Source organism: Rhizobium leguminosarum bv. viciae, from assembly GCF_012276115.1.
GTDB classification, from domain to species: domain Bacteria; phylum Pseudomonadota; class Alphaproteobacteria; order Rhizobiales; family Rhizobiaceae; genus Rhizobium; species Rhizobium leguminosarum_T.
Genome location: NZ_WIEU01000025.1, coordinates 40,032 through 64,928 on the forward strand (window position 1 = coordinate 40,032; position 24,897 = coordinate 64,928).

Annotated in this window: 23 protein-coding genes; 5 read left to right on the plus strand and 18 right to left on the minus strand. The window is 62.2% G+C overall.

All coding sequences use genetic code 11. The features are described from left to right. Positions 1-89 precede the first annotated feature (89 nt). From lnt to GFM02_RS29830, 13 genes are all read right to left on the minus strand, one after another. Positions 90-1,694, minus strand: coding sequence for an apolipoprotein N-acyltransferase (lnt, locus tag GFM02_RS29770; RefSeq protein ID WP_168323644.1), 1,605 nt, complete (start codon positions 1,692-1,694; stop codon positions 90-92). Between the two features lie 80 nt (positions 1,695-1,774). Beyond that, a complete protein-coding gene (locus tag GFM02_RS29775; protein ID WP_168323645.1) occupies positions 1,775-2,920 on the minus strand; it encodes a hemolysin family protein in 1,146 nt (381 codons plus the stop codon). Then, entirely contained in the window at positions 2,917-3,432 is a 516-nt protein-coding gene (ybeY, locus tag GFM02_RS29780) for an rRNA maturation RNase YbeY (protein WP_168267737.1), read from the minus strand. The genes GFM02_RS29775 and ybeY overlap by 4 nt, the downstream gene beginning before the upstream one ends. Continuing rightward, entirely contained in the window at positions 3,432-4,481 is a 1,050-nt protein-coding gene (locus GFM02_RS29785) for a PhoH family protein (RefSeq protein WP_168323646.1), read from the minus strand. The genes ybeY and GFM02_RS29785 overlap by 1 nt, the downstream gene beginning before the upstream one ends. Before the next feature lie 18 nt (positions 4,482-4,499). Then, positions 4,500-5,921, minus strand: coding sequence for a tRNA (N6-isopentenyl adenosine(37)-C2)-methylthiotransferase MiaB (miaB, locus tag GFM02_RS29790; protein WP_131662965.1), 1,422 nt, complete (start codon positions 5,919-5,921; stop codon positions 4,500-4,502). 60 nt (positions 5,922-5,981) lie between these two features. Beyond that, positions 5,982-6,779, minus strand: a complete 798-nt coding sequence (locus GFM02_RS29795) for a lysophospholipid acyltransferase family protein (protein ID WP_168323647.1) — start codon at positions 6,777-6,779, stop codon at positions 5,982-5,984. Between the two features lie 27 nt (positions 6,780-6,806). Beyond that, positions 6,807-7,235 (minus strand): Fur family transcriptional regulator, encoded by a 429-nt coding sequence (locus tag GFM02_RS29800; protein ID WP_003544875.1) that lies wholly within the window; start codon positions 7,233-7,235, stop codon positions 6,807-6,809. Positions 7,236-7,318: 83 nt separating this feature from the next. Beyond that, the gene (locus GFM02_RS29805; RefSeq protein ID WP_205930524.1) at positions 7,319-7,819 is read right to left on the minus strand and encodes a GNAT family N-acetyltransferase; all 501 of its coding nucleotides are present in this window, start codon (positions 7,817-7,819) and stop codon (positions 7,319-7,321) included. After that, positions 7,816-8,478 (minus strand): tRNA (adenosine(37)-N6)-threonylcarbamoyltransferase complex dimerization subunit type 1 TsaB, encoded by a 663-nt coding sequence (gene tsaB, locus GFM02_RS29810; RefSeq protein ID WP_168323648.1) that lies wholly within the window; start codon positions 8,476-8,478, stop codon positions 7,816-7,818. The genes GFM02_RS29805 and tsaB overlap by 4 nt, the downstream gene beginning before the upstream one ends. 88 nt (positions 8,479-8,566) lie before the next feature. Next, positions 8,567-9,133 carry a NifU family protein gene (locus GFM02_RS29815; RefSeq protein WP_020665219.1) on the minus strand — a complete coding sequence of 189 codons (567 nt, stop codon included), beginning with the start codon at positions 9,131-9,133 and terminating at the stop codon, positions 8,567-8,569. Between the two features lie 219 nt (positions 9,134-9,352). Then, positions 9,353-9,844, minus strand: a complete 492-nt coding sequence (locus tag GFM02_RS29820) for a universal stress protein (RefSeq protein ID WP_003544884.1) — start codon at positions 9,842-9,844, stop codon at positions 9,353-9,355. Between the two features lie 107 nt (positions 9,845-9,951). After that, entirely contained in the window at positions 9,952-11,016 is a 1,065-nt protein-coding gene (gene trpS / locus GFM02_RS29825) for a tryptophan--tRNA ligase (RefSeq protein ID WP_011650195.1), read from the minus strand. Positions 11,017-11,146: 130 nt separating this feature from the next. Then, the gene (locus GFM02_RS29830) at positions 11,147-11,545 is read right to left on the minus strand and encodes a VOC family protein (protein WP_168323674.1); all 399 of its coding nucleotides are present in this window, start codon (positions 11,543-11,545) and stop codon (positions 11,147-11,149) included. A gap of 187 nt (positions 11,546-11,732) precedes the next feature. Here GFM02_RS29830 and GFM02_RS29835 point away from each other — a divergent pair, with 187 nt between their 5' ends. Together GFM02_RS29835 and GFM02_RS29840 are read left to right on the plus strand one after the other, a co-directional pair. Further along, on the plus strand, positions 11,733-12,161 hold the full coding sequence (locus GFM02_RS29835; RefSeq protein ID WP_168323649.1) for a YcbK family protein: 429 nt from the start codon (positions 11,733-11,735) through the stop codon (positions 12,159-12,161). A gap of 353 nt (positions 12,162-12,514) precedes the next feature. Then, entirely contained in the window at positions 12,515-12,871 is a 357-nt protein-coding gene (locus tag GFM02_RS29840; protein WP_168323675.1) for an endonuclease domain-containing protein, read from the plus strand. A 2-nt stretch (positions 12,872-12,873) separates the two neighbouring features. Here GFM02_RS29840 and murJ read toward each other — a convergent pair whose 3' ends face one another. From murJ to mutS, 4 genes are all read right to left on the minus strand, one after another. Next, positions 12,874-14,451 (minus strand): murein biosynthesis integral membrane protein MurJ, encoded by a 1,578-nt coding sequence (murJ, locus tag GFM02_RS29845; protein ID WP_168323650.1) that lies wholly within the window; start codon positions 14,449-14,451, stop codon positions 12,874-12,876. A gap of 38 nt (positions 14,452-14,489) precedes the next feature. Further along, entirely contained in the window at positions 14,490-17,396 is a 2,907-nt protein-coding gene (locus GFM02_RS29850; RefSeq protein ID WP_168323651.1) for a [protein-PII] uridylyltransferase, read from the minus strand. Between the two features lie 135 nt (positions 17,397-17,531). Next, positions 17,532-17,807 (minus strand): hypothetical protein, encoded by a 276-nt coding sequence (locus tag GFM02_RS29855; RefSeq protein WP_017958713.1) that lies wholly within the window; start codon positions 17,805-17,807, stop codon positions 17,532-17,534. Between the two features lie 12 nt (positions 17,808-17,819). Further along, entirely contained in the window at positions 17,820-20,546 is a 2,727-nt protein-coding gene (mutS, locus tag GFM02_RS29860; protein ID WP_168323652.1) for a DNA mismatch repair protein MutS, read from the minus strand. 113 nt (positions 20,547-20,659) lie between these two features. Between mutS and GFM02_RS29865 the strand changes: the two genes are divergently transcribed. From GFM02_RS29865 to GFM02_RS29875, 3 genes are all read left to right on the plus strand, one after another. Then, a complete protein-coding gene (locus tag GFM02_RS29865; RefSeq protein WP_168267715.1) occupies positions 20,660-22,942 on the plus strand; it encodes an NADP-dependent malic enzyme in 2,283 nt (760 codons plus the stop codon). Between the two features lie 215 nt (positions 22,943-23,157). Next, complete coding sequence (locus tag GFM02_RS29870) at positions 23,158-23,400, plus strand: type II toxin-antitoxin system Phd/YefM family antitoxin (protein ID WP_168267713.1); 243 nt, start codon at positions 23,158-23,160, stop codon at positions 23,398-23,400. Continuing rightward, positions 23,397-23,786, plus strand: coding sequence for a type II toxin-antitoxin system VapC family toxin (locus tag GFM02_RS29875; RefSeq protein WP_168267711.1), 390 nt, complete (start codon positions 23,397-23,399; stop codon positions 23,784-23,786). Before GFM02_RS29870 ends, GFM02_RS29875 begins: the two co-directional genes overlap by 4 nt. A 133-nt stretch (positions 23,787-23,919) precedes the next feature. On the opposite strand, the gene GFM02_RS29880 is transcribed toward GFM02_RS29875, so the two are convergent. Then, positions 23,920-24,798, minus strand: coding sequence for a GNAT family N-acetyltransferase (locus GFM02_RS29880; protein WP_168323653.1), 879 nt, complete (start codon positions 24,796-24,798; stop codon positions 23,920-23,922). Positions 24,799-24,897 lie beyond the last annotated feature (99 nt).

Below are 24,897 nucleotides of genomic sequence, written 5' to 3' on the forward strand. Positions count from 1 at the left end.
ACGCCACGTTGCAAGCGGTGAGGAACCCACCTTCAAACATACGTTAAGAACGCCGATTGACATCACTATGCAATTTTAGGGGTTTTTGGTCAATTCAACCCGGAAATAAAACCTCTGCGAGAAATTAGCGCAATCAAAATCAGCAGCGCCTCGGTCAACCAGAAGTAAGTTTGCCGGGGGAATGTCGTTCCGACTCCATCGCTGATGCTATCGAGCGTTGCATCGACGAAGCCGGTTTCTCCGAGATCGAGGCCCGCAATAATTTCCCCATGTGCATTCACCAGCGCTGAAATGCCGCTATTGGCGTCGCGAATCAGCGGCAGACCGGTTTCAACAGCCCGTACCCGCGCCTGCTGGAAATGCTGGTAGGGGCCGGGCGTCACGCCAAACCAGGCATCATTGGTGATATTGAGGATCGCGTTGGCATCTTTTATGTCACCGGTCATTTCGCCGGGAAAAATGATCTCGTAGCAGATCAGCGGATAGAGATTGAGCCCGCCGGGCAGCGCCAGCAGGTGCCGGCTTGCGGCGGCCGAGAAGCCGCCCGGTATCTCGACGACGTTCTGGATGCCGAATTCGGTGAGCACGTCCTCGAAGGGCAGATATTCGCCGAAGGGCACCAGATGCACCTTGTCGGAGGCGGCGATAATCTGGCCGCGGCCATCGATCACGTAGATGGAATTATAGTAGCGCGGCGGCGTGCCTGGTCCCATCTCCTCGGCGCGAACGGCGCCGGCGATGAGGATCTGACTGTCGTCGAGCGTGTCGGCAATCCGCGTCAGCGCATCCTGGTTGTCGGTCAGGATGAAGGGGATCGACGTTTCCGGCCAGACGATGATATCGGGCTTGCGCCCGCCATTGTCAGGCGCTTCGGCCGACAGCTTCAGATGCGTCTCGAAGATCGCGGCGCGGTCGACGTCGTTATCCATTTTCGCTGTCTGATCGATCGCCGGCTGCACCAGCCGTACCACCGGCCGCGTGTCCTCAGGCAATGTGTCCGGCCGCGACGCGAGATGGAGAGCATGGGCCCCATAACCGAGATGGGCGGCAAAGAAGAGGACGGCGAGCGCGATACCCGGTCGCGCGCCCTGCCGCGTCCCGGCAAGGGCAGGCGCAGAAAAGACGAAGACGGCAAGGGCCGTTACGCCCATCGCCCCGATCACATGCGCCGACTGCATCATCAGCGGAACCGGCATGATGCCGTAGCCGATGGCGTTCCAGGGAAAGCCGGTGAGGACGAAGCTTCGAAGCCATTCCATCAGCCCGAAGCCAGCCGCAAGCGCGGCGATCCGCCCCATGCCATCAGACCAGACGATGCGGGCAAGGGCGGCCGCCAGGCCGTAGAAGATCGCAAGACAGGCCGGCAGCCCGAGGATTGCCAGCGGCAGCGCCCAGGCGAATTCTTCCTGATCGATCAGCAGCGCATGGCCGAGCCACCAGAGGCCGGCGACGAAATAGCCGAAGCCGAACAGCCAGCCGGTGGCAAACGCCGGCCACAGCCTGCCGATCAGACCGCTTTCAGGCGAAGCCGCCGCCCCGTCGATCAGCCAGACGAGCAGCGTGAAGGAAACGAACATCGCTGCGAAAAAGCCGATGGGCGGCAGCGCCAGAACCGCGAATGCCCCGGCGGCGATGGCCAGCAGCGACCGTTTGAAACCCCAGACGAGGATAACCCTGTCCGCAAGCCGCTCCATGCGCACTCCCATCAAACCGCGAATCAACCCATCCGCAGTCTTTCAAAAAAGCGGCTCTTTGTCCCGTCAGTTGGGTTCTGTCAGTTGGCGGTCGATTTCGCCGGCCGGTCGTCGCCGGCCTCGGCGCCGGGAGGGATGTCGCCGTCCGTCTTGGGGCGGCGGCGAACCGCGTGGCGCTTGCGGGTGATGCGCAGCCGCTTGATGCGGCGCGGATCGGCGTCGAGGATGTGGAATTCGAAGCCTGGCAGCGCCTGGACGACCTCGCCGCGCACCGGGATGCGGCCGAGTGCGGAGAAGATCAGGCCGCCCAGCGTATCGACCTCGTCGACCTGCTCGCTGATGTCGAAATCCGGCCCGATCGCTTGGGCGATCTCTTCCAGCTCGACGCGGGCGTCGGCGATGAACATGTCCTCGGCGACGCGCTTGAACATCACTTCTTCGTCGTCATGTTCGTCGTCGATGTCGCCGACCACCATTTCGACGATGTCTTCATGCGAGGCAAGTCCGTCGGTGCCGCCATATTCGTCGATGACGAGCGCCATCTGCGTGCGGTTCACCTGCATCCGCCGCAACAGGTCTGACGCCAGCATTGACGGCGGCACGAACAGGATCTTGCGGATGATACCGGCCTCGGCCAGCGTCTTTTGCAGGTCGACGCGGGCGAGATCGAAATTCTGCTTGGCCGAACGCGTGGTCTTCTGGATGTTTTCGGGCGCAACCTCGATCGCCGGCACGACAGCGGCCGGTTTCGTCGGGCCTCGGCGCTTGTTGCGCGCCTGCTTGGCGACATAGGAGAGCAGGTCGCGGATATGCACCATGCCGCGCGGATCGTCGAGCGTATCGGCATAGACAGGCATGCGCGAGCGGCCGGATTCCTCGAAGAGGATCATCAGTTCGCCGATGGTGATGTTCTGGTCGACCGCCTCGATATCGGCGCGCGGTACCATCACGTCGGCGACGCGGACCTCGCGAAAGCGCAGGATGTTGTTGAGCATCGCCCGTTCGTCGGGCGAAAAGGCGTCGTCGCCGGCCGCATCGGTCATCAGTGCGTCGGCGAGATCCTCGCGCAGTCGCGAGCCCTGCTGCGGGCGAAGGATGCGCGCGGCGCGCGACCAGAAGGATTGCGATCGGCCGGATGGCCGACTACTACTGCCTGCCTCGTCCGAAGAGGAGGAAGGCTCGGAGTCCTTGGCGTCTGCCGCCGGCTTCGTCGTAAAGTCGCTCATGGTTCCATTTTAAGGTCTTGACCCTCGTAGGGATCAGATAGGCCGAGCTGCGCCAAAATGCGAGTCTCCAGCCCCTCCATAATTTCGGCTTCGGCACTATTCATATGGTCGTAGCCGAGAAGATGCAAGAAACCGTGCACCAGAAGATGGGTTAGGTGGTCGTCGAAACTCTTTTCGAGCTCGGCCGCTTCCCGCTCCAGCGTCTCCCGGGCGATGATGATGTCGCCGAGCATCGGGCCGGGCATCTTGCCGGGCTGAATCGGAAAGGCCGGAAAGGAGAGCACGTTTGTCGCCTTGTCCTTGCCGCGCCATTCGGCGTTGATGTCCTGGATCGAGGCATCGTCGGTGAAAACAAGCGAAACCTCGGGCGGCATCGTCGGGAATGGCTGCTTCTCGCTGTCGCGTAGATAGACCGCGGCGGCACCGAGCACGCGTTCGCAAAACGACAGCAGCGTCTCCTCGCCGGGCCAGCCGATGTCCTCGACGCTGATCTGGATGTCGAGTTCGGCCATTAGTCCTGCCGGCTGACGTCTTCGGCGACGGCATAGGTGGAATCATAGGCCCTGACGATGCGCCCGACCAGCGGGTGGCGGACAACGTCGGTATCCGTGAAGCGCACGATCGAGATGCCCTCGACGCCGTTCAGAAGCTGCAGGGCCTCGACGAGGCCGGATTTAACGCCGCGCGGCAGATCGATCTGGCTCGGGTCGCCGGTGACGATCATGCGCGCATTTTCGCCGAGACGCGTCAGGAACATCTTCATCTGCATCGACGTGGTGTTCTGCGCTTCGTCGAGGATGATGGCGGCGTTGGCGAGCGTGCGGCCGCGCATGAAGGCGAGCGGCGCGATTTCGATAACGCCGGCGGTGATCGCCCGGTCGACCTTGTCGGCAGGGATCATGTCGTAGAGCGCATCATAGAGCGGGCGAAGATAGGGATCGACCTTTTCCTTCATATCCCCGGGCAGGAAGCCGAGGCGCTCGCCGGCCTCGACGGCCGGGCGCGACAGGATGATCTTTTCGACAGCGCCGCGCTCCAGCAGCTGGGCGGCATGGGCGACGGCGAGATAGGTCTTGCCGGTGCCGGCCGGGCCGACGCCGAAGACAAGCTCGGCGCGTTCCAGTGCCCTGATATAGGCGTCCTGCATCGGCGTGCGGGCGATGATCGTTTTCTTGCGGGTGGAAACCTGCGCCATCGTCAGCTTGGCCTTGCGCTCCATCGTCGGCAGGCTGAGCTGATCGTCGGCGGCGACCGCCATGCGGATTGCACCCTCGACGTCGGATCGTTCCACGCTGCCGCCTTTCTGAAGCTTTTCATAGAGATAGTCGAGTGTCCGCCGCGCCTGATTGGTGGCCACGACATCGCCGGTGATGACGACCGAATTGCCGCGTGCCCGCGCATCGATGTTCAGCCGTTGCTCGAGCAGCTTGAGGTTTTGGTCGAATTGACCGAAGAGCTCGCTGGCGAACCGGTTGTTCTCGAACGTCAGGACGAAGTGATTGGTATCGCTCGGCGTGCGGGGGTGGCGCGGTGAAGAAGAAACCAATTCTTGTCCGTTCAAGCGGTCGGGCTCCTTGGGTTAGACCGCAGCCTCTGCGCGTTCGGCAAACAGGCTGTTTGTTCCGGTCCCTGTGATTCGCACTTTGATAATGTCACCGATTTGCGATGCTTTTGCATCAACATTCACGGATTGAAGCCAGGGAGAACGTCCGATTAGTTGTTCCGGCATGCGACCGGGCTTTTCGAGCAACAGGTCGATCTCTTTGCCGATGCAAGATTCGGCAAATTCCTGCTGCTGCTTCAGGAGAAGCATTTGCAGGCGTTCCAGCCGTTCTGCCTTGATCTCTTCCGGCACCTGATCCTTCAGCTCCGCGCCGGGCGTGCCCGGTCGTGTCGAGTATTTGAACGAGAAGGCCTGTGCATAACGGACCTCCTCCACAAGTCTCAATGTATCCTCAAAATCCTCATCTGTCTCCCCCGGAAAGCCGGTGATGAAATCGCCCGACAGCGCAATGTCGGGCCGCACCGTGCGGATGCGCTCGATCAGCGCCAGATATTCGGCCGCCGTATGGCGCCGGTTCATCGCTTTCAGGATGCGGTCGGAGCCCGATTGCACCGGCAGGTGCAGATAGGGCATCAGTGCGCTGAGGTCGCGATGGGCATTGATCAGCCGGTCGTCCATGTCGCGCGGATGGCTTGTGGTATAGCGCAGCCGCGCAAGGCCGGGGATCTCGGCCAGCCGGTAGAGCAGGTCGCCGAGGCTCCATGCCTCGTCCCGCGGTCCGGCGCCGTGCCAGGCGTTGACGTTCTGCCCGAGCAGGGTGATCTCGCGCACCCCGCTGTCGGCGAGCTTTTCGGCTTCCTCGACGATCTGGGAAACCGGCCGCGACACTTCCGAGCCGCGCGTATAGGGCACGACGCAGAAGGTGCAGAATTTGTCGCAGCCTTCCTGCACCGTCAGGAAGGCGGTGACGCCGCGAGCGCGGATCCTTCGGCTCTCGGCGATCGGCAGATGCTCGAACTTGTCCTCGATCGCATATTCCGTATCGACGACGCGCTGGCCTTGTTTGGCCAGGCGTAGCGCTTCCGGCAGGCGATGATAGGTCTGCGGGCCGATGACGACGTCGACGGCGGGTGCGCGGCGCAGGATCTCTTCGCCTTCGGCCTGGGCGACGCAGCCGGCGACGCCGATCATCATCTCCCGTCCGTCCGCCGCCTTCTTCTTTTTCATCTCGCGCAGCCGCCCGAGCGCCGAATAGACCTTCTCGGCTGCCTTCTCACGGATATGGCAGGTATTGAGGAGAACGAGGTCCGCCTCTTCCATATCCTCGGTCGGCTCATAGCCGTCGCGGGCGAGCGCATCGCTCATGCGCATGGAATCGTAGACGTTCATCTGGCAGCCATAGGTCTTGATGAAGACCTTGCGGCTGTTGCTGCCGTCGCGGAGGCTCTCGCTGGGAATTGCCTCGGGGGCCTGGAGAAGGGCGCTGTCCTGTGTCATGGCGCGCTATTTAGTGGTTTTTGCCGCCGGAGAAAATCGAAATCTTGTTTTAGCAGCCTGCTAGGAGATTTCTCGCCCGCGCAAGCGGCTATTCAGGAGGTTGCGGATGCGCAAGGCGATCGTCGCGCTCACCTCCTTGCGGCTGGTCTCGGCGCGATAATCGACCGCCTCGCCGAAGGAAACCTCGGCGTCGATGGCGCCGCAGCGCACGATGTCGAGGAGGTGGGGCAGCAGCTCGATATCACCCGGCCAGGCGGCGAGCGGCCGGTGATAGCGCCCCATGGCGATGCCGTGCACCCTGGTATAGGCAACCGCCACCGGCTGCACCACGACGGTTCCCGTCGGCGAATAAGGCACCGCCATCGCCGCGGCGCCGAACAGCGAGGACTTGACCTCGAGCAACCGGTTGCCGTCCGAGGTCGTGCCTTCGGGGAAGAGCACGACGATCTCACCGTCGGCCATGCGCCCGGCGATCTCGTTTGCCTGATGGCCGGTCTTGCGCCGCTCCTCGCGCACCACGAAGACGCTCTTCTGCAGCTTGGCGAGCGTGCCGAAGATCGGCCAGTCGCGCACCTCGATCTTGGCGATGAAGACGACGTCGGCAACGGCTGACAGCACCATGATATCCAGCCAGGAGGAATGGTTGGAACAGAGCATCAGCGGCCGGCGATCTTCCAGCTTGCCCATGACGCGGACGCGGATGCCGAGGCAATAGCAGACGATCCGGTGCCAGGCGCACGGAAGCCGGCGGCGCAGCCGCCAGTCGAACCGCAGCGCCAGGACCTGCAGCGGCATGAGCACGATGCTGACGGCAAGGATGACGACCGCGGCGAAAGCGATGCGCAGCCAGGCGATCAAATGCTGGTCTCCCGGGCTGCCATCGCTTCAGAGATCTTCTTTCTTCAGCGGAACGCCGTAGAGCTCCAGCCTGTGGTCGACCAGCCGGAAGCCGTGCTCGCGGGCGATGCGCTCCTGCAGCGCCTCGATCTCCGGCGAGCGGAATTCGATGACCGTGCCGGTCTTCAGGTCGATGAGATGGTCGTGATGTTCTTCCGGCACCGTTTCGTAGCGCGAGCGCCCGTCGCGGAAGTCGTGGCGGGCGATGATGCCGGCATCCTCGAATAGTTTCACGGTGCGATAGACCGTCGAGATCGAGATCTTCGCATCGACCTTCACCGAGCGGCGGTAGAGTTCTTCGACGTCGGGATGGTCTTCCGAATCTTCCAGGATGCGCGCGATCACGCGGCGCTGCTCGGTCATGCGCATGCCGCGTTCGGTACAAAGCTCCTCAAGGGTCTTGGCTACATCAGTCATCGCCGGCCTATAGAGATATTCGTGTTTCGACAACGCCGCTGGGGCATTTGCGCCGGCCTGCATGTTATCTCGCTGCCAGGGAACTACCGAAGAACGCGCTTCATGACAAGCGCCGTGGAGAGGGCGCCGTTTTCTTGTTTGTAGTAACCCTGACGTTCGCCGACCTTTTCGAAGCCGAGCTTGCGGTAGAGGCCAAGCGCTGCCGTATTGCCGTTGTCGACCTCGAGAAACATGCTCTCGCCGCCGCGCGCGCGCGCTTCCCGCATCGCCGCCTGCATCAGCCGCCAGCCAAGCCCGGCACGGGCGACCTTCGCCTGCACGGCAATCGTCAGGATCTCCGCCTCGCCGGCGACATGGCGGGCGAGAATGAACCCCGGAAGCGGCTTTTTCAGGATGGCATTGGTCTGGCGCGCGACGAAGCCGAAAACGGTATCCTGCATCAGCAGGCCGTGAAATTCACCGTCGCCCCAGGGCCGGGCGAACCGCTCGCCGTGCAGGGCGGCAACATCGCGGCAATCCTCGCGCTCCATGGCGATGATCTCGAATTCCGGTTTCAGCGTCAGATAGCTTTCCAGCATCGTCATACTCGTCGCGCAATCGCGTACCCGGCCTGCGGCTTGGCATCGGGTCCGCGCAGATAAAGGGGCTTCGGCCTTCCGGCATCGGCGTGGGCGGCAGCGCCCAGACGCGCCACGACGGAGATCGGGAATCTGTTGGTGTGATCGCCGCCGGCGTCGGCCTTGAGGAGGGGCGTCGCTGAACCGGTGATCTCGCCGTCAAAGCCGGCGGCAAAAACCTGCGCTTCCGCAACGCTGACTGCCCGTGGCGCGTCGAGGGGCGAACCGTCGGCCGCGAAGGACTGGAGGTAGATTTCGTCGCGCTTGGCATCCATCGCCGCCAGCACGGCGCGATGAGGCGTCTTGTCGCGCTGGGCTGATGCCATGACTTCGAGCGTGGTGACGCCGACGGCCGGCACATTGAGGGAAAGTGCAAAACCGCGGGCTGCGGCAACGCCGACGCGGATACCGGTAAAGGAGCCGGGACCGATGGTGACGGCGAGGCGGTCGACACCCGAAAGGACCAGTCCCGCCTGATCGAGTGCGCGATCGACGATACCAATCAGATGTTCAGCATGCCCCTTGCCGATCATGTCCGATGCCTCCCCCAGCACCGTATCCCTGCCGCTGTCATAGACAGCGGCAGCGCAGTCCACACCTGCCGTGTCGAGCGCCAGAATGATCATGCCATCAATTTCCGAATAAACCAGTGTCGCCTATCGATAAATCCGTTCGGCCGAACCTGAGATGAACGGCTGGACGAATTCAAGATTTTTAAGCGGCAATCACTTCCTCCACTTCCGGAACGAAATGGCGCAGCAGGTTCTGGACGCCGTGCTTCAGCGTTGCCGTCGAAGACGGGCAGCCGGCGCAGGAACCCTTCATATTCAGATAGACCTTGCCGTCCTTGAAGCCGCGGAAGGTGATGTCGCCGCCATCCTGGGCAACGGCCGGGCGTACGCGGGTCTCCAGAAGCTCCTTGATGGTCAGCACGATCGATTCATCGCCTTCGTCGAAGAATTCGTCGCCGGCGTCGGCGTCTTCGGAAAGGATGGAGGCATCGCCCATGACCGGCTTGCCGGACATGAAGTGCTCCATGATCGAGCCTAATATAGCCGGCTTAAGATGCTGCCAGTCGGCATTGTCCTTGGAGACGGAAATGAAATCATAGCCAAAATAGACGCCGGTGACGCCGGATATTTCGAACAGGCGGGCAGCGAGCGGCGAGGCTTGAGCCTCTTCTGCGCTGCGGAACTCGGCCGTGCCGTTTTCCATCACCACCTTGCCCGGCAGGAACTTCTGCGTGGCGGGGTTCGGCGTGGCTTCGGTCTGAATGAACATCTGGATCTCCATGCGGCCGGTCCATGGTTTCGGCCGTCTTTAGAATTCTTCAAAAGAAGATAAGCCGATTGACGGCTCTAATCAAGAGACTTGTACTCAAGAAATGCCAGAACAGGATGATTTCAGGCTTGTTCGGCCTAAAATCTGAATCTTGTTCTACATTATATAGTTAGAGCATGATGTCGTCCGAAAACCGCTCACACTTTTCGGCATCATGCTCTAGCAGAGAGCGTCGATTTCCTCGTTGGTCAGCGTATCCGGCAGCACGGTGACCGGGATCGGAAACGCCGCCGCGCGGCCGGCAACCGAGGAGACCAGTGGCCCTGGACCTTCCTTCGCCGAACCGGCGGCCAGAACCAGGATCGCCACATCGCGGTCTTCCTCGATCACGGCGTTGATCTGTTCGGCAGCACCGCCCTCGCGGATGACGACCTCAGGCTCGATGCCGATGGTCTCGCGCACGATCTGGGCGATCTTGGCAACCACCGCCTCGGCCTCTTCACGCGCTTCGGCCCGCATGATCTCTTCGACGCCGAGCCATTGCTGGAAATCCCCGTCGGGGATCACGTAGAGCAGCACCAGCCCGCCATTGGAATTCTTCGCGCGCCGGCCGGCATAATGAACGGCGCGTTGGCATTCGGGTGTACCGTCGATCACCGCCATGAATTTGCGGCGGTGACCTTCGAGCCGTGAGAGTCGCTTCGATACCATGGCGCCGACTCTGACACCCGAAGCGGAAAATTTGCAAGTCCAGTTTTTGCTCTGATGCCCCAGAAGAAATCCTCTTCTACCGCGACAGGGAGAAGAGGAGATTTATCTCAATAGAGGAAGCCGATGACGTCGCGCACCTGGCGCATCGTCACTTCGGCACGTGCCCTGGCGCGTTCGCCGCCCTTGCGCAGGATCGCGTCGATATGGCTGGTATCGTCCATCAGCCGGCGCATTTCGCCGGTGATGGGCGCCAGCACGTTGATTGCCAGATCGACCAGCGCCGGCTTGAAGACGGAGAATTGCTGGCCGCCGAACTCGGCAAGCACGTCCGCCTTCGACTTGTCGGCGAGTGCGGCATAGATCGCCACCAGATTGTCGGCTTCCGGACGGCCCTGCAGCCCGTCGATCTCGCTCGGCAAGCCGTCAGGATCGGTCTTGGCCTTGCGGATCTTCTTCGAGATCGCGTCCTCATCGTCCATCAGGTTGATGCGCGAGAGATCGGAAGGGTCCGACTTCGACATTTTCTTGGTGCCGTCGCGCAGCGACATGACACGCGGCGCCGGCCCGCCGATCAACGGCTCGACCATCGGGAAATAGGCATGCACCGGCTCGTTGCCGACGGTGATGTCGACGCCGTAGCCGGTCCTGCTGATATGCTCGGCATAGTCGAGGTTGAACTTCATCGCGATGTCGCGGGCAAGCTCCAGATGCTGCTTCTGGTCCTCACCAACAGGCACATGGGTGGCGCGATAGACGAGAATGTCGGCAGCCATCAGGCTCGGATAGGCGTAGAGCCCGAGCGAGGCCTGTTCGCGGTCCTTGCCGGCCTTGTCCTTGAACTGCGTCATCCGGTTCATCCAGCCGATCCGGGCGACGCAGTTGAAGATCCAGGCGAGTTCGGCATGCTGCGGCACGGCCGACTGATTGAAGACGATATGTTTTTCCGGATCGATGCCGGCGGCGATGAAGGCAGCGGCGATCGAGCGTGTCTGGCTCGGCATGTCCTCATGCACGAGCTGGGCGGTGAGCGCATGCATGTCAACGACGCAATAGATGCAGTCATTGCCTTCCTGCAGCGCCACGAACCGGCGGATCGCGCCGAGATAATTGCCGAGATGCAGATTGCCGGTCGGCTGTACGCCGGAGAATACGAGTTTCTTGAATTCGTTCATGTCGTCCTCAATAGGCTGGTGGAGGGCCCACGCTGTCACAGTTTAAATTGCTGCAGAATGCAGCAGGGCTTTTCGCCCATGTTGTTAACGCCGCGGCTTATGCACGGGCAACCGGTCGCAATCAAGGGGTTCAGGCGGCAGTGTGCTGGATCAGATCGAAAGTGTTGCCGTAGGGATCCGCAAACACCGCCACCGTACCGTAAACCTCATGACGCGGCTCTTCCAGAAAGCGCACGCCGACTGCCAGCATCGCGGCATGGTCGCGGGCGAAATCGTCGGTCTTCAGAAAGAAGCCGACACGCCCGCCGGTCTGATTGCCGATGGCCGCGCGCTGCGTCTCGTCTGCCGCTTGCGCCAGCAGAAAGGCGGCTCCATCCCCACACCTCGGCTTCACAACTACCCAGCGCTTGCCCTCCGGCTGCAGCTCGTCCTGAAGGCAATCGAAACCAAGACTATCGCAGTAAAAAGCCTTGGCGCGGTCGTAATCGTCGACCACGAGGGTGACGAGAAAAAGAGACTGGATCGTCATGTGCTGCCTCGCGTTTGAGATGTTTATTCCAGTTGTGAGTGGCAATTCCCCGAATTTTAAGTCGAATTGATCAGCCGCCTTACTCATAATTGAGTATAAAATTTCACAAAAAAGCTTTTTTTGAACCGAAAATCCTGCGCCTGGTGCTGGCGCCGTTGGGGTCGCTGGATAGCCGATCGGAGCGACCATGCAGAACGCAATTTTGCTCGCCATGGCAGGCCTTTTCGCCCTACAATCAGCAACGGGTGCCGTCGGTCAAGACATGAAAAGGCACGCCGCTCATCTTCCAAAACATCAGGCACGTCTCGCCTACACGGTCCAGACCGTCAGCGTTCGTGCCGGCTGCTTTCCAGGGCGCCTGCGAACGATCCTATCGCATATTGCTGCGAAGACCGGCCGACGCCCGGTGATAACCTCGGGCCACAGGCCGCATCCCCGCCGCCATGGGTCCCTGCACGAGAAATGTCTGGCGGCCGATTTCAGGATACCCGGCCTGTCGGAGCGCACCATCATTGCTGCCGCAAGAAGCGCGCCGGGCATCGGCGGCATCGGCAGCTATTGCAACGGCATCATCCATGTCGACGTCGGACCACAGAGGCGCTGGGTGGATTGCTAAAGGATCCATCCGGCCGGCGTTTTCCCATTCTGTTTATCCCACCCATTGCAGCCATCATGATATTGGCCAATTGAACAGGCAAGGCTCGTAGCGCGGGGTAAGGCAATGCGGAGGCGTCGACACGCACCGAAACTACCCGCTCACCAACAAAATCTAAGACTTAGCCTTCGGCTAAGATCTTGATTTTGTATCCTCTCCCACAGGGGGAGAGGTATTTCGAGGCGAGCGCCGCGATTCCCCTCTCCCGCTGTGGGAGAGGAAGCAATTTCAACATCTTAGCTTCAGCTAAGTGTTAGAAATTGCAGGTGAGGGGATCATACCCTATCCTCGAGCGCGACGCAGGGAGGGACGCGATGCGCCACATACCGCCGCCGATCAACCGAAGCCGCGCCAAGGCGATGCGGAAGGATTCGACGCGCGCGGAAAATATGTTGTGGCAGGTCATTCGAGATCGGAAACTCGAAGGTTTCAAGTTCAAACGACAGGTGCCTCTGGGGCGCTACATTCTCGATTTTGTTTGCTTCGAAGCTAAAATCATCATCGAAGTCGACGGCTCGCAGCACGCGGAGAACGCAGCCGATACAGTTCGCGACGATTGCTTCAAGGCTGAAGGCTTCCGTATCCTTCGCTTTTGGAACGATGAAGTCGAAAACAACCTCGATTTCGTCTGCGCTTCCATCCTGACGCAACTTCGAAATCGAGGCGAATAAACTCACCCTTCCGTCTTCGCCGGCTTGCGGTTCAGATTGCGTCGGATCATGCCGAGATTTGCCCCGCCGACCAGGAAGGCGGCGGCGAAATAGATCAGCATGGCGATCGCAATCAGCAGCCCGAGGGTGCCGACCTTGGTAAGGAGCGGCGCGCCGGAAGCAAGCCATGGCGCCCAATATTGCTTGAGGAAGACGATGGCGGCGCCCATGACGGCCGCAGCGACGATCAGCAGGGTGGTGCGCTTTGCCAGCGCCCATTCCCATGTCAGGTGGCCACGGCGCAAAAGCGTGGCAAACAGCAGCACGGTGCTGATCCAGCCGGCCGTGGCCTCGGCAACGGCGATGCCGGGCGCGCCCATATAGGGGAAGAGGGTCAGCGCCGTGGCGCAGTTGGTCGCAACCGCGATGGCCGAAAAGCGCATCGGCGTCTTGGTGTCTTCGCGGGCATAGAAGCCGGGCTGCAGCGCCTTGATCAGCACGAAGGCCGGCAGGCCGATGCCGTAAATCGCCAGGATCGAGCCGACGACGGCGGTGTTTTCCTGATGAAAGGCGCCGCGCTCATAGAGCACGCGGATGATCTCGTCGGAGAGGATCCAGAGCGCGAAAGCGGCGGGGATCGTCAGGAACAGCACGAATTCGATCGAGCGGTTCTGCAGGTTTCCGGCCTCGCGCAGGTTGCCGCCCTTCAGCGCCCGGGCAAGCTCCGGCAGCAGCACGACGCCGACGGCGACGCCGACGACGCCGAGCGGCAGCTGATAGATGCGATCGGCATATTGCAGTGCTGCGATCGCGCCGTCGCGGGACGACGCAATCGCCTGGCCGATCAGCTGGTTGATCTGGGTGATGCCGCCGGTCACCGCCGCCGGCACCGCCAGGATCAGCAGCCGCTTGACATTCGCAGTCATCTTCGGGAAGCGGAAGCCGATGCTCATGCCGGCCGCAAGCACGCCGACATAGACGACGGCAAGCTGCAGGACGCCGGCGGCAAGCACGCCCCAGGAGAGATACCAGGCCGTCGCCAGCGGGTCGGCGCCGGTGTAAAGCGCATAAAGCAGCGCCCCGATCATCACCACGTTGAGGAAGACGGGCGCGATGGCGGCGGCGAAAAAATGATGCAGCGAATTCAGCATGCCGCTCATCATCGCCGTCAGCGACATGCACATCAGATAGGGAAACATCACCGCCGCCATGCGGATGGTGATCGAGAACTTTTCGGGATCGTCGGCAAAGCCCGGCGCGATGACGAAGCGCACCAGGAGCGGCATGGCAAGCTCCATCACGATGGTGATGAGAAGCAGCACCGAAAACAAGACGCCGAACACTTCTTCCGAAAAGCGCTTGGCGCCATCCGTGCCGTTCGCCTCGATCTCCTTGGCAAAGAGCGGCACGAAGGCGGCGTTGAAGGCGCCCTCGGCAAACAGCCGGCGGAAGAGATTCGGAAAGCGGAAGGCGGCGTAGAAGACGTCGGCCATTGGTCCGGTTCCGAGCGCCGCAGCCATCAGCGTTTCACGGGCGAAGCCGAAGATGCGGCTGCCGAGGGTGGCGCCGCCGACGGTCGCGAATTTCTTGACGAGGCTCATGCGTTTGGGCTCATGCGTGGGGACTCATGCGTTCAAGCTCATATGGGGGAACCGGCCTTTTTTTCGCTGGCAGGCGGGGTCCGGGCGGTGGCGGCGGGTGCGATGATGCCGGAGGGCATGCGCTCGCGCAGCTCGTCTTCTTCCTCGGCCATGACGGCCTTCATCCGGGCGGTGATGTTGGCGCGCTTGCTGTCGCCGGAAATTTTCTGGCCGACCAGATCGGTGACGTAGAAGGTGTCGATCACCTTCTCGCCGAAGGTGGTGATGCGGGCCGACTGGATGTCGAGCGACAGATCGGAAAGTACGGCGGTGATCTCTGACAGCAGCCCCGGCCGGTCGAGGCATTCGACTTCGATGACCGTGAACTTGTTCGACAGGCTGTTGGTGATGTTGACCGACGGCGGAATGACGAAGGCCTTGCTCTTCTTGCGGTTGCGCGCGCGCGTGGCGATGACCTCGGGCAGGCGCTTGCGGCCGGACAGCACGTCCTCGATCATCCGTCCGATCGTCGCCGCCCGCCGCAGCTCGTCGGCATCGTCGGTGAATTCACGGCTGACATGGATCGTGTCGAGCGCCCGCCCGTCCGATGTCGTGAAGATCTGGGCGTCGACGATGTTGGCGCCGGCCGCAGCACAGGCGCCGGCAATGACGGCGAGCAGCCGCGGATGGTCGGGCGACAGCACGGTGATTTCGGTAATCGCGTGGAAGCTGTCGGTGCGCACCGTGGTGGCAAGCGCCTGGCCCGCTCTATCCGTCTGGCGGATGAAATGGGCGTGGCGGATCTGGTCTTCCAGCGGCACGGAGAGCAGATAGGGCTGGTAGTGCAGCTTGGTATAGGTATTGCGGTTCTTCTGGCTCCAGTCGGCGAGCGCCGAATGCAGCGCCTCGGCAGCGGCATTGGCCCGCTCCTTGCGGGAGACCTCCGAAAAGCCGCCGGCGAGCAGCAGCTCGGTTTCATAATAGAGCGTGCGCAGAAGCTGTCCCTTCCAGCCGTTCCACACACCCGGACCGACGGCGCGGATATCGCAGATCGTCAGGATCAACAGCATCTTCAGCCGGTCGAGCGACTGCACGCGGTCGGCGAAATCGGTGATTGTCTTGCGGTCGGTGAGGTCGCGGGTCTGCGCCACCATCGACATGGTCAGATGTTCTTCGATCAGCCAGACGACGATTTCCGTCTGCTTCTGCGACAGGCCGAAGCGGACGCAGAGCTTGCGGGCGACGCGGGCGCCGGCGATCGAATGATCCTCCTGGCGGCCCTTGGCGATGTCGTGGAGGAGCACGGCGACATAAAGCGCCTCGCGATCCTCGATGCCGGGCATCAGCTTGTTGGCGAGCGGATGCAGATCCTCGGCGCGCCCCTTGTCGATCTCGGAGAGAATGTCGACCGTGCGGATCAGATGTTCGTCGACCGTATAGTGGTGATACATGTTGAACTGCATCATCGCGACGATCTTGCCGAATTCGGGGATGAAGCGGCCGAGCACGCCGGCCTCGTTCATCCGGCGCAGGATGAGCGCCGGATCCCGCTTCGACGTCAGGATCGACATGAATAGCCGGTTGGCCTCGTCGTTTTCCCGCAAGGCATTGTCGATCAAAGCGAGGGAACGGGTAACGCGTTTCAGCGCGTCCGGATGGAATTCCAGCCCGTTGATGTCGGCAACGTGGAAGAGTCGGATGATGTTGACAGGATCACGCTTGAAGACCTCGGGGTCGGCCAGCGCAATGCGGCCGCGGTCTTCGACGAATTCGACGCTGCCGGCGATCTTGCGGTTGCGATGGGTGAAGCGGCTGATGACGCCGGTGAGGCCCGGGATCGACTTCGCCTGCTGGTCTTCAAGCGCGGCGCAGAGGATGCGCGTGAGATCGCCGACATCCTTGGCGACGAGGAAATAGTGCTTCATGAATCGCTCGACGGCCGAAAGGCCCGGGCGGGTGTGATAGCCGAAGGCTTCGGCGATCTCGCGCTGGATATCGAAGGACAGGCGCTCCTCGGCCTTGCCGGTCAGGAAGTGCATGTGGCAGCGCACCGCCCAGAGAAAATCGTCGGCTTTTTCAAGCAGGCGGTATTCGTGCTTGGAGAGCACCCCGAGCTTGACCAGCTCCGCCTGGTCGCGCACGTGATAGTAATATTTCGAGATCCAGAACAGCGTGTGCAGGTCGCGAAGCCCGCCCTTGCCTTCCTTGACGTTCGGTTCGACGAGATAACGCGTATCGCCCGCCTTGCGGTGGCGCTCATCGCGCTCGGCAAGCTTGGCGGCGATGAATTCTGGACCGGTGCCGGTGACGATCTCCTTATCGAAGCGGGTCTCGAGCTCGGTTTCCAGCCGCTGCAGGCCGCAGATATAGCGCATCTCCAGGATGGCGGTGCGGATCGTCATGTCGGATTTGGAAAGCGCGATGCATTCCTCCACCGTACGGGTGGCGTGGCCGACCTTGAAGCCCATGTCCCAGAGCACGTAGAGCATGAATTCGACCGCCTTGTGCGTCTCTTCCGCCGGCCTCGGCAGGAAGAGGAACAGCAGGTCGATATCGGAGCCGGGCGCCAGCGTGTCGCGGCCGTAGCCGCCGACGGCGGTGACCGCGAACTTGTCCTTCTGCTGCGGAAAGATATGGGCGGTGGCGAAATTGTAGAGGACGGTGGTGATCTGGTCCTGCAGCCAGGAAATCCGGTAGGCGCAATTCAGCCCGCCGCCGTCGGCCATAAGGGCCTCGCGCGCCTTCTGCCGGCCTTCGGTGCTTGCCTTCTTCAGCACCGCCAGAAGATCGGCGCGCAGCACGTCGGGCCGGTTGCGGTTGGCCTCGGCAACGGCGTCACACTGCTTCTGCAAGAGCTCGACGTCGAGGATATTGGAGAAATCGAGGTCGCGCATCGCTGTCGCCGGGGCGGTTTCCTGTTCATGCCGGACTGCCGGTTCACGGCCTGCCGCTTGTTTCGTCTGCATGCGCTATAGCCCCTTTGCCCGGCGATTGACACGGGCCTTCATACTGCAAGAACCTTTAAATTTGGCGAAATGGTGTTGCCAAGCGGCAAGAAGCGAGAGCGCTTTGACGCAAGGCGGGGACTGTTCCCGAAATGCTCAGGCTGCGGCCCGCGCATTCAGCAGATGCAGCACCTGCCGTGTCTCGCGCATGATCTCCTCGAGCGCCTGCCTGTCGCATTCGCGATAGCCGGCCTTGGCAATCGAGGTTCCGAGCTCTGAGATCACAGCGCAGCAGCGGGTGATTTTCAGCATGCCGATCGGCGACGTCCAGCCGCGGGCATTGCGGTCCTTATCGGCGCGCCGCATCGTATCGAGCATGGAGCAGATGAGCGAGAGGCGCTCGGTTTCGCGAACCAGTTTTTCCATGAACATGGCGCGCTACTCCTATTTCAGCTTCTTCTTGAGGTCGTAAAGCGCATCCATGGCCTCGCGCGGCGTCATGTCGTCAAGGCTCATCGCCTTCAGCGCCTCCTCGACCTTGGAAGGTCCGCGAGTCGTTTCCTCGCGGCGCACCGCCACCTGGAAGAGCGGCAGGTCGTCGATCAGCTGGCTCGCCGGGTTCTTACGGTCGGCATCTTCCAAGCGCGTCAGTACATCGCGAGCCCGCGCCACGACCGAGGCCGGAAGCCCGGCAAGGCGGGCGACCTGGATGCCGTAGGAGCGGTCCGCCGCACCCGGCCCGACCTCGTGCAGGAAGATGACGTCGCCGTCCCATTCCTTGACGCGCATTGTCGCGTTCGATAGCCGGCCAAGCTTTTCCGAAAGCACGGTCAACTCGTGGAAATGCGTGGCGAAGAGGCCGCGGCAGCGATTGGCCTCATGCAGGTGCTCGACGGCGGCCCAGGCGATCGAAAGACCGTCGAAGGTGGCGGTGCCGCGACCGATCTCGTCGAGAATGACGAGGGAACGGTCGCTCGCCTGGTTGAGGATCGCAGCCGTTTCCACCATCTCGACCATGAAGGTGGAGCGTCCGCGCGCCAGGTCGTCGGAGGCGCCGACACGCGAGAAAAGCCGGTCGACGATGCCGATATGGGCTGATGTCGCCGGCACGAAGGAGCCCATCTGCGCCAGGATCGATATCAGCGCGTTCTGGCGCAGGAAGGTCGACTTGCCGCCCATGTTCGGGCCGGTCAGCAGCCAGATCGCCCCGTCCCGGTCGCCGGTCCTTGGCGACAGATCACAATTGTTGGCGACAAAGGGGCCGCCCGCCTGCCGCCGCAGCGCCTGCTCGACGACCGGATGGCGCCCGCCCTCGATGGCAAACATCTTCGAGCCGTCGACCTGCGGGCGGCAATAGGCCTGCTCCTCGGCGAGAAGCGCCAAGCCTGCGGCGACGTCGATGACGGCAAGCGCCCGGGCGCCCGCTTTGATCGCCTCGGCTTCGGCAACGACGGTCGCCGTCATCCTGTCGAAGGCTTCGAGTTCGATCGTCAAGGCCTGGTCGGCGGCATTGGCGATGCGGCTTTCGAGGTCGGCAAGTTCGGTCGTGGTGAAGCGCATTGCGTTCGCCATCGTCTGGCGGTGGATGAAGCGGGCCTTCGCATCCGCCGTCTCCGTCATCGGCGAGGCATTGCCGGCGGTCACTTCGATAAAATAGCCGAGGACGTTGTTGTGCTTGATCTTCAGCGACCGGATGCCGGTCTCCTCGGCATATTGCAATTGCAGGCCGGCGATGACGCGGCGCGACTGGTCGCGCAGTGCCCGGACCTCGTCGAGCTCGGCGATGGCGCCGTCGCGCAGGAAGCCGCCATCGCGTTTCAGCAGCGGCAATTCGTCGGCGAGCATCTCGGCAAGCAGCTTCTCCAGGGCCGCGGGAAGCGCCTGCAGCCCGGATAGCGCTTGGCCGAGCTCTTCGGGCAGCATCGCCTCGCCGAGCATCGCCGCAACTCCGCTCGCCGCGTCAAGACCCTGGCGTATCGCTGAGAGATCGCGCGGGCCGCCGCGGTCGAGCGCCAGGCGCGACAGGGCGCGCGGCATGTCGGGCACATGTTTCAGCGTGTCGCGCAGATTGCCGCAGAGCAGGGGTTCGTCGATCAGGAAGCCGATCGAGTCGAGCCGCGCATTGATGCGGGCGGGGTCGGTCAGCGGCGACATCAGCCGCTCGGCAAGAAGCCTGGCGCCGCCGCCGGTGACGGTGCGGTCGATCGCCTTCAAGAGCGAACCATTGCGATCGCCGGAGAGCGTGCGGGCAAGTTCGAGATTGGCGCGGGTGGCGGGATCGATGAACAGCGTCGAGGCGGCACTTTCCCGTTCCGGCTTTCCAAGCGGCGGCCGCTCGGCAATCTGCGTCTTCTCGACATAGGCGACGGCGGCGGCCGCCGCCGCCAGCTCGGCGCGTGAGAAGGTGCCGAAGCCGTCGAGCGTCGCGACGCCGAAATACCGCGCGATCCGGCCTTCGGCGCTGGCGCTGTCGAAGAGCACGGAAGGCTGCGGCACGGCTGTCCGGCCGAGCACGTCGAAGACCGGCTTGAGTTCGGGATCGTGAAAGATCGTGTCGGGCAGGATAAGCTCGCGCGGATCGATGCGCAGGATATCGGCAAGCAGTCGCGAGGCCTCGGTCTCCGCAAGCCGGAAGACGCCGGTGGAAATATCGATCCAGGCAAGCGCCAGCAAGGCCTCGCCGCTGGCGCGAATGCGGGTCAGCGCCATCAGATAATTGGATTCAGAGGGCGAAAGCAGCTTTTCCTCGGTGATCGTGCCGGGAGTGACGAGGCGGACGACGTCGCGCTTGACGACGGATTTCGCGCCGCGTTTCTTCGCTTCGGCCGGATCCTCGATCTGCTCGCAGACGGCGACGCGGAAGCCGAGCGAGATCAGCTTCTGCAGATAATCGTCGGCCGCATGCACCGGAACGCCGCACATCGGGATATCCTGGCCCATGTGCTGGCCGCGCTTCGTTAGCGTGATGCCGAGCGCGCGTGAGGCTTCCAGCGCATCCTCGAAGAACAGCTCGTAGAAATCTCCCATGCGATAGAACAGAAGCGAACCCGGATTGTTCGCCTTGATCTCGATATATTGCTCCATCATCGGCGTCGCCGAGGCACGGCTTTCCGCCGTGGCAAGCTCGGCAGCCGAAAAGGCTTCATTCCCTGTGTCTATTCGTGCGTTCACGGAGGTGGAGTTTTTCCCAAAAAAACAGGTGCCAACCCTATCCGCGCGCCGCTATAGATGACAACAGCATTTGAGGAAGAGCAAAGCGTCGCCCACAGGACGTTGGAGGATTTATGCCCGATATCGATAAGAAGGACCGGCTGGTGACCTCGGTTACCGACCAGGAGGCGCTCGATTTTCACGCAACGGGCCGGCCCGGCAAGCTGGAGATCAACCCGACCAAGCCGATGGCGACGCAACGCGACCTCTCGCTTGCCTATTCGCCGGGTGTTGCCGTGCCCGTCAAGGCGATCGCCGCCGATCCGCAGACCGCCTATGATTATACGGCGCGCGGCAACATGGTTGCCGTCATTTCCAACGGCACGGCGATCCTCGGCCTCGGCAATCTCGGCGCGCTGGCTTCGAAGCCCGTCATGGAAGGCAAGGCGGTGCTGTTCAAACGCTTTGCCGATGTCGATTCCATCGACCTCGAGATCGATACCGAAAATGTCGACGAGTTCATCAACTGCGTGCGCTTCCTCGGTCCTTCCTTCGGCGGCATCAACCTCGAGGATATCAAGGCGCCGGATTGTTTCGTGATCGAAAGCCGGCTGCGCGAGCTGATGGACATTCCGGTGTTCCATGACGACCAGCATGGAACGGCGATCATCGCCGCCGCCGGCCTGATCAACGCGCTGGAACTGACCGGCCGCGACCTGAAGACGACGAAGCTCGTCTGCAACGGTGCGGGTGCTGCGGCGATCGCCTGCGTCGAACTCATCAAGGCGATGGGTTTTGCGCCTGACAACGTTATCCTCTGCGATACCAAGGGCGTCATCTACCAGGGCCGCACCGAGGGCATGAACCAGTGGAAATCGGCCCATGCGGCAAAGACCGACACGCGCACGCTGGAAGAGGCGATGAAAGGCGCGGACGTCGTTCTCGGCCTGTCGCAGAAGGGCGCGTTTTCGGCCAAGATGATCCGCTCGATGGCGGAGCGGCCGATCATCTTCGCCATGGCCAATCCCGATCCCGAGATCACCCCGGAAGAGGTGGCCCGCATCCGCGACGACGCCATCATGGCGACCGGCCGTTCGGACTATCCGAACCAGGTCAACAATGTCCTCGGCTTTCCCTATATCTTCCGCGGCGCTCTCGATGTGCGTGCCTCGACCATCAACGACGCGATGAAGATTGCCGCCGTCAACGCGCTGGCAAACCTTGCCCGCGAGGACGTGCCCGATGACGTCGTTGCCGCCTATCAGGGCAATCGGCCGCGTTTCGGGTCGCAATACATTATCCCCGTTCCCTTCGATCCCAGGCTGATCTCGGCGATCCCTGTGGCGGTCGCGCAGGCCGCGATCGAAAGCGGCGTCGCCCGCAAGGTCATCACCGACATGGCCGGTTATGCCCGCGAGCTTTCGGCGCGCCGCGATCCGATCGCCTCGACCCTCGCCAGCCTTTACGAGCGCGTCCGCCGCCGTCCGAAGCGCATCGTCTTTGCCGAGGCCGAGGAAGAACAGGTCCTGCGTGCGGCGATGTCCTACGCCAACCAGCAGCTCGGCACCGCCATCCTGCTCGGCCGCGAGGACCTGATCCGGGCGACGGCGGAACGTGCCGGCATCGATCTCAACCGGCCGGGCCTCGAAATCGTCAATGCCCGGCTTTCGACCCGGGTCGAGGCCTATATCGACTATCTCTATGCCCGGCTGCAGCGGCACGGTTATCTCCACCGCGACGCCCAGCGGCTGATCCATAACGACCGCAACCACTTCGCCGCCACCATGGTGGCGCTCGGCGATGCCGACGGCATGGTGACGGGCATCACCCGAAACTATTCGACGGCGCTCGAAGATGTGCGTCGCTGCATCGACGAGAAGCCCGGCCACCGCGTTATCGGCGTGTCGCTGGCGCTCTGCCGCGGTCGCACGGTCTTCGTTGCCGATACGGCGGTGCACGACATGCCGACGGCCGAAGAGCTTGCCGATATCGCCGAAGAGGCCGCCGGTCTGGCGCGGCGCATGGGTTATCCGCCGCGTGTCGCCATGCTCGCCTATTCCACCTTCGGCCATCCCTCGGGCGAACGCTCCGAGCGGGTGCGCGAGGCGGTGAAGATCCTCGACAAGCGCCGCGTCGATTTCGAATATGACGGCGAGATGGCGGCCGACGTTGCTCTGAACCGCAAGGTGATGGAGCAATATCCCTTCTGCCGCCTTTCCGGCCCGGCCAACGTGCTCGTCATGCCGGCCTTCCACTCGGCCTCGATCTCGACCAAGATGCTGCAGGAGCTCGGCGGCTCCACGGTGATCGGCCCGATCCTCGTCGGTCTCGACAAGCCGGTGCAGATCACCTCGATGGGCGCCAAGGACAGCGACATCGTCAACATGGCGGCGATCGCCGCCTACGGCGGTTCGTAAACTCGCCGCGCAGATGAGACGGCATTCCGTGCCCGGCCGGCCGCGCGTCGGTCGGTCGGAGCATTTTTGTGGATTGTCCTCACACGCCTTCGCATAAGCTGCGATTTACGCTAAGTTGCTGATAATGAACTGATTCGACGGGAATTTTGTTTCTTGCGAAATCAAACTCCATAAACTAAGTTGATTGAACTAAGTTTATGGATGCCGAAGCCGAGATGCGAATCATCAACATCCATGAGGCAAAGACCCATCTGTCGCGGCTCGTCGAAAACGCGGCGAACGGTGAGGTCTTCGTGATCGCCAAGGCCGGCAAGCCGCTGGTCAAGGTGGTGCCGCTCGATGCCGGCGGTGCGCAGCAGATCCGGCGTGTCGGTTTCCTGAGGGGGCGGATCTCAGTGCCGGATGATTTCGACGGCATGGATCTGCGGGACGTCGCAAGGTTTTCAGAGCCGCGATGAAGCTCCTTCTCGACACGCTGCTGCTGATCTGGCTTGCGCAGGATTCGCCGAAACTGCCGAGTGCTGCGAGGGAGCTGGTCGCCGATCCCCTCAACCAGCTGTTCTTCAGCCCGGCAAGCTTTGGTGAACTGAGTGCCAAGCACACCGTCGGTCGCGACGATTTCAATCTCGATCCGCCGCTCTTCTACCGTGCCCTCATCGACAACGATTATTGCGAATTGCCGATCACCGTCATGCATACGCTGGCGGTGCATCGGTTGCCGGCGATCCATGCCGACCCCTTCGACCGGATCCTCGTCGCACAGTCGATCGTCGAAGGCATTCAGCTGCTGACGACGGACAAGACGGTCGCGCTTTATCCCGGCCCGATCCGCCTTTTTCGCTAGAACAGGATGATTTTAGGCTCAATGTCGTCCGAAAACCGCTCACACTTTTCGGCATCATGCTCTGAAGCGCCTCGCGCTCTTCAGACGCGCAAAGGACGCCGCAACACCTTGAATTATTGACAGGCCCCGGCTTTTAGCTCGCGAAGCGGCCTGCGTCGGCGCCGTAATAATTCAGATAGCGGTCCGAAATGCTGGAGATCGGCAGCACAATCAGCACGTCGGTCGTGTTGAAGGCATGATCGACGACCGCGTGGGAGCCGACCATCGCACCGAGGCGCAGATAGCCCTTGATCAGCGGCGGCAGAGCCATCAGCGCCCGCTTCGGGTTGATGGCCTCGACCGGCATCAGGTCCATGTTGCGGGCCAGATGCGGCAGGGCGCCGACGGCCCATTCGTTTTTCGCCAGCACATTGTGGTAGAGGAAGGACAGCGCCAGCGCGTGGCTTTCGAGATAGACGCCGGGGAAAGAGGCACAGCCGAACATGGCGCTGACGCCGTGCTTCAGCGCGTAGGCCCAGTTGCCCTGCCACAACAGCTCGACGGTGCGCTTGGTGCGGTATTCCGGCAGCACGCAGGAGCGGCCGAGCTCCATGAAGCGCTTGTCCGGATGTTTGGCGATAAGGCCGTCGATTTCGAATTCGGAAGCCGAGTAAAAACCGCCATTGGCGATAGCGACATCCTGACGCAACAGACGGTAGGTGCCGACGATCTGGTCTTCCGGGTCGCCCTCGATCGAGCGGTCGAGAACGAGAAGATGATCGCAGACGGCGTCATAGGCGTCGACATCGCGCTGGCGGCGCATGGCGTCCAGCGGCAGCTGCGCCTTCATTTCATCGACGAAGACGCGGTAGCGCACGGCCTGGGCGGCATCGATCTCGCGTGCCGTGCGGGCAAGGCGGGTCTCCAGATTGCCGATGCGGCCGAGGATATCGCCGTCCTTCTGCACGGCAGCCGTCGAGGGCCGTGCAGCCTCCGCCGTGGTGTCACGATTCAGGATGTCGATGGCGGACATGACGATTCTCCCGTTGCCGGCTTATCGACGCCATAAAACACTTCTCTACGACAGGAAAGTGACATTTTGAGTTTCCAGGCGCAAGAAGCGTGCCGGTTT

What these genes read in the sequence shown, in the direction of transcription:
- tsaB (WP_168323648.1), bottom strand. Translation starts at nt 8,478, where the DNA reads ATGATCATTCTGGCGCTCGACACGGCAGGTGTGGACTGCGCTGCCGCT.
- GFM02_RS29850 (WP_168323651.1), bottom strand. Translation starts at nt 17,396, where the DNA reads ATGCAGACGAAACAAGCGGCAGGCCGTGAACCGGCAGTCCGGCATGAA.
- GFM02_RS29865 (WP_168267715.1), top strand. Translation starts at nt 20,660, where the DNA reads ATGCCCGATATCGATAAGAAGGACCGGCTGGTGACCTCGGTTACCGAC.
- GFM02_RS29840 (WP_168323675.1), top strand. Translation starts at nt 12,515, where the DNA reads ATGCGCCACATACCGCCGCCGATCAACCGAAGCCGCGCCAAGGCGATG.
- GFM02_RS29875 (WP_168267711.1), top strand. Translation starts at nt 23,397, where the DNA reads ATGAAGCTCCTTCTCGACACGCTGCTGCTGATCTGGCTTGCGCAGGAT.
- miaB (WP_131662965.1), bottom strand. Translation starts at nt 5,921, where the DNA reads ATGACACAGGACAGCGCCCTTCTCCAGGCCCCCGAGGCAATTCCCAGC.
- murJ (WP_168323650.1), bottom strand. Translation starts at nt 14,451, where the DNA reads ATGAGCCTCGTCAAGAAATTCGCGACCGTCGGCGGCGCCACCCTCGGC.
- lnt (WP_168323644.1), bottom strand. Translation starts at nt 1,694, where the DNA reads ATGGAGCGGCTTGCGGACAGGGTTATCCTCGTCTGGGGTTTCAAACGG.
- GFM02_RS29830 (WP_168323674.1), bottom strand. Translation starts at nt 11,545, where the DNA reads ATGACGATCCAGTCTCTTTTTCTCGTCACCCTCGTGGTCGACGATTAC.
- GFM02_RS29855 (WP_017958713.1), bottom strand. Translation starts at nt 17,807, where the DNA reads ATGTTCATGGAAAAACTGGTTCGCGAAACCGAGCGCCTCTCGCTCATC.
- GFM02_RS29815 (WP_020665219.1), bottom strand. Translation starts at nt 9,133, where the DNA reads ATGTTCATTCAGACCGAAGCCACGCCGAACCCCGCCACGCAGAAGTTC.
- GFM02_RS29880 (WP_168323653.1), bottom strand. Translation starts at nt 24,798, where the DNA reads ATGTCCGCCATCGACATCCTGAATCGTGACACCACGGCGGAGGCTGCA.
- ybeY (WP_168267737.1), bottom strand. Translation starts at nt 3,432, where the DNA reads ATGGCCGAACTCGACATCCAGATCAGCGTCGAGGACATCGGCTGGCCC.
- GFM02_RS29805 (WP_205930524.1), bottom strand. Translation starts at nt 7,819, where the DNA reads ATGACGATGCTGGAAAGCTATCTGACGCTGAAACCGGAATTCGAGATC.
- GFM02_RS29835 (WP_168323649.1), top strand. Translation starts at nt 11,733, where the DNA reads ATGCAGAACGCAATTTTGCTCGCCATGGCAGGCCTTTTCGCCCTACAA.
- GFM02_RS29775 (WP_168323645.1), bottom strand. Translation starts at nt 2,920, where the DNA reads ATGAGCGACTTTACGACGAAGCCGGCGGCAGACGCCAAGGACTCCGAG.
- GFM02_RS29870 (WP_168267713.1), top strand. Translation starts at nt 23,158, where the DNA reads ATGCGAATCATCAACATCCATGAGGCAAAGACCCATCTGTCGCGGCTC.
- trpS (WP_011650195.1), bottom strand. Translation starts at nt 11,016, where the DNA reads ATGAACGAATTCAAGAAACTCGTATTCTCCGGCGTACAGCCGACCGGC.
- GFM02_RS29800 (WP_003544875.1), bottom strand. Translation starts at nt 7,235, where the DNA reads ATGACTGATGTAGCCAAGACCCTTGAGGAGCTTTGTACCGAACGCGGC.
- GFM02_RS29820 (WP_003544884.1), bottom strand. Translation starts at nt 9,844, where the DNA reads ATGGTATCGAAGCGACTCTCACGGCTCGAAGGTCACCGCCGCAAATTC.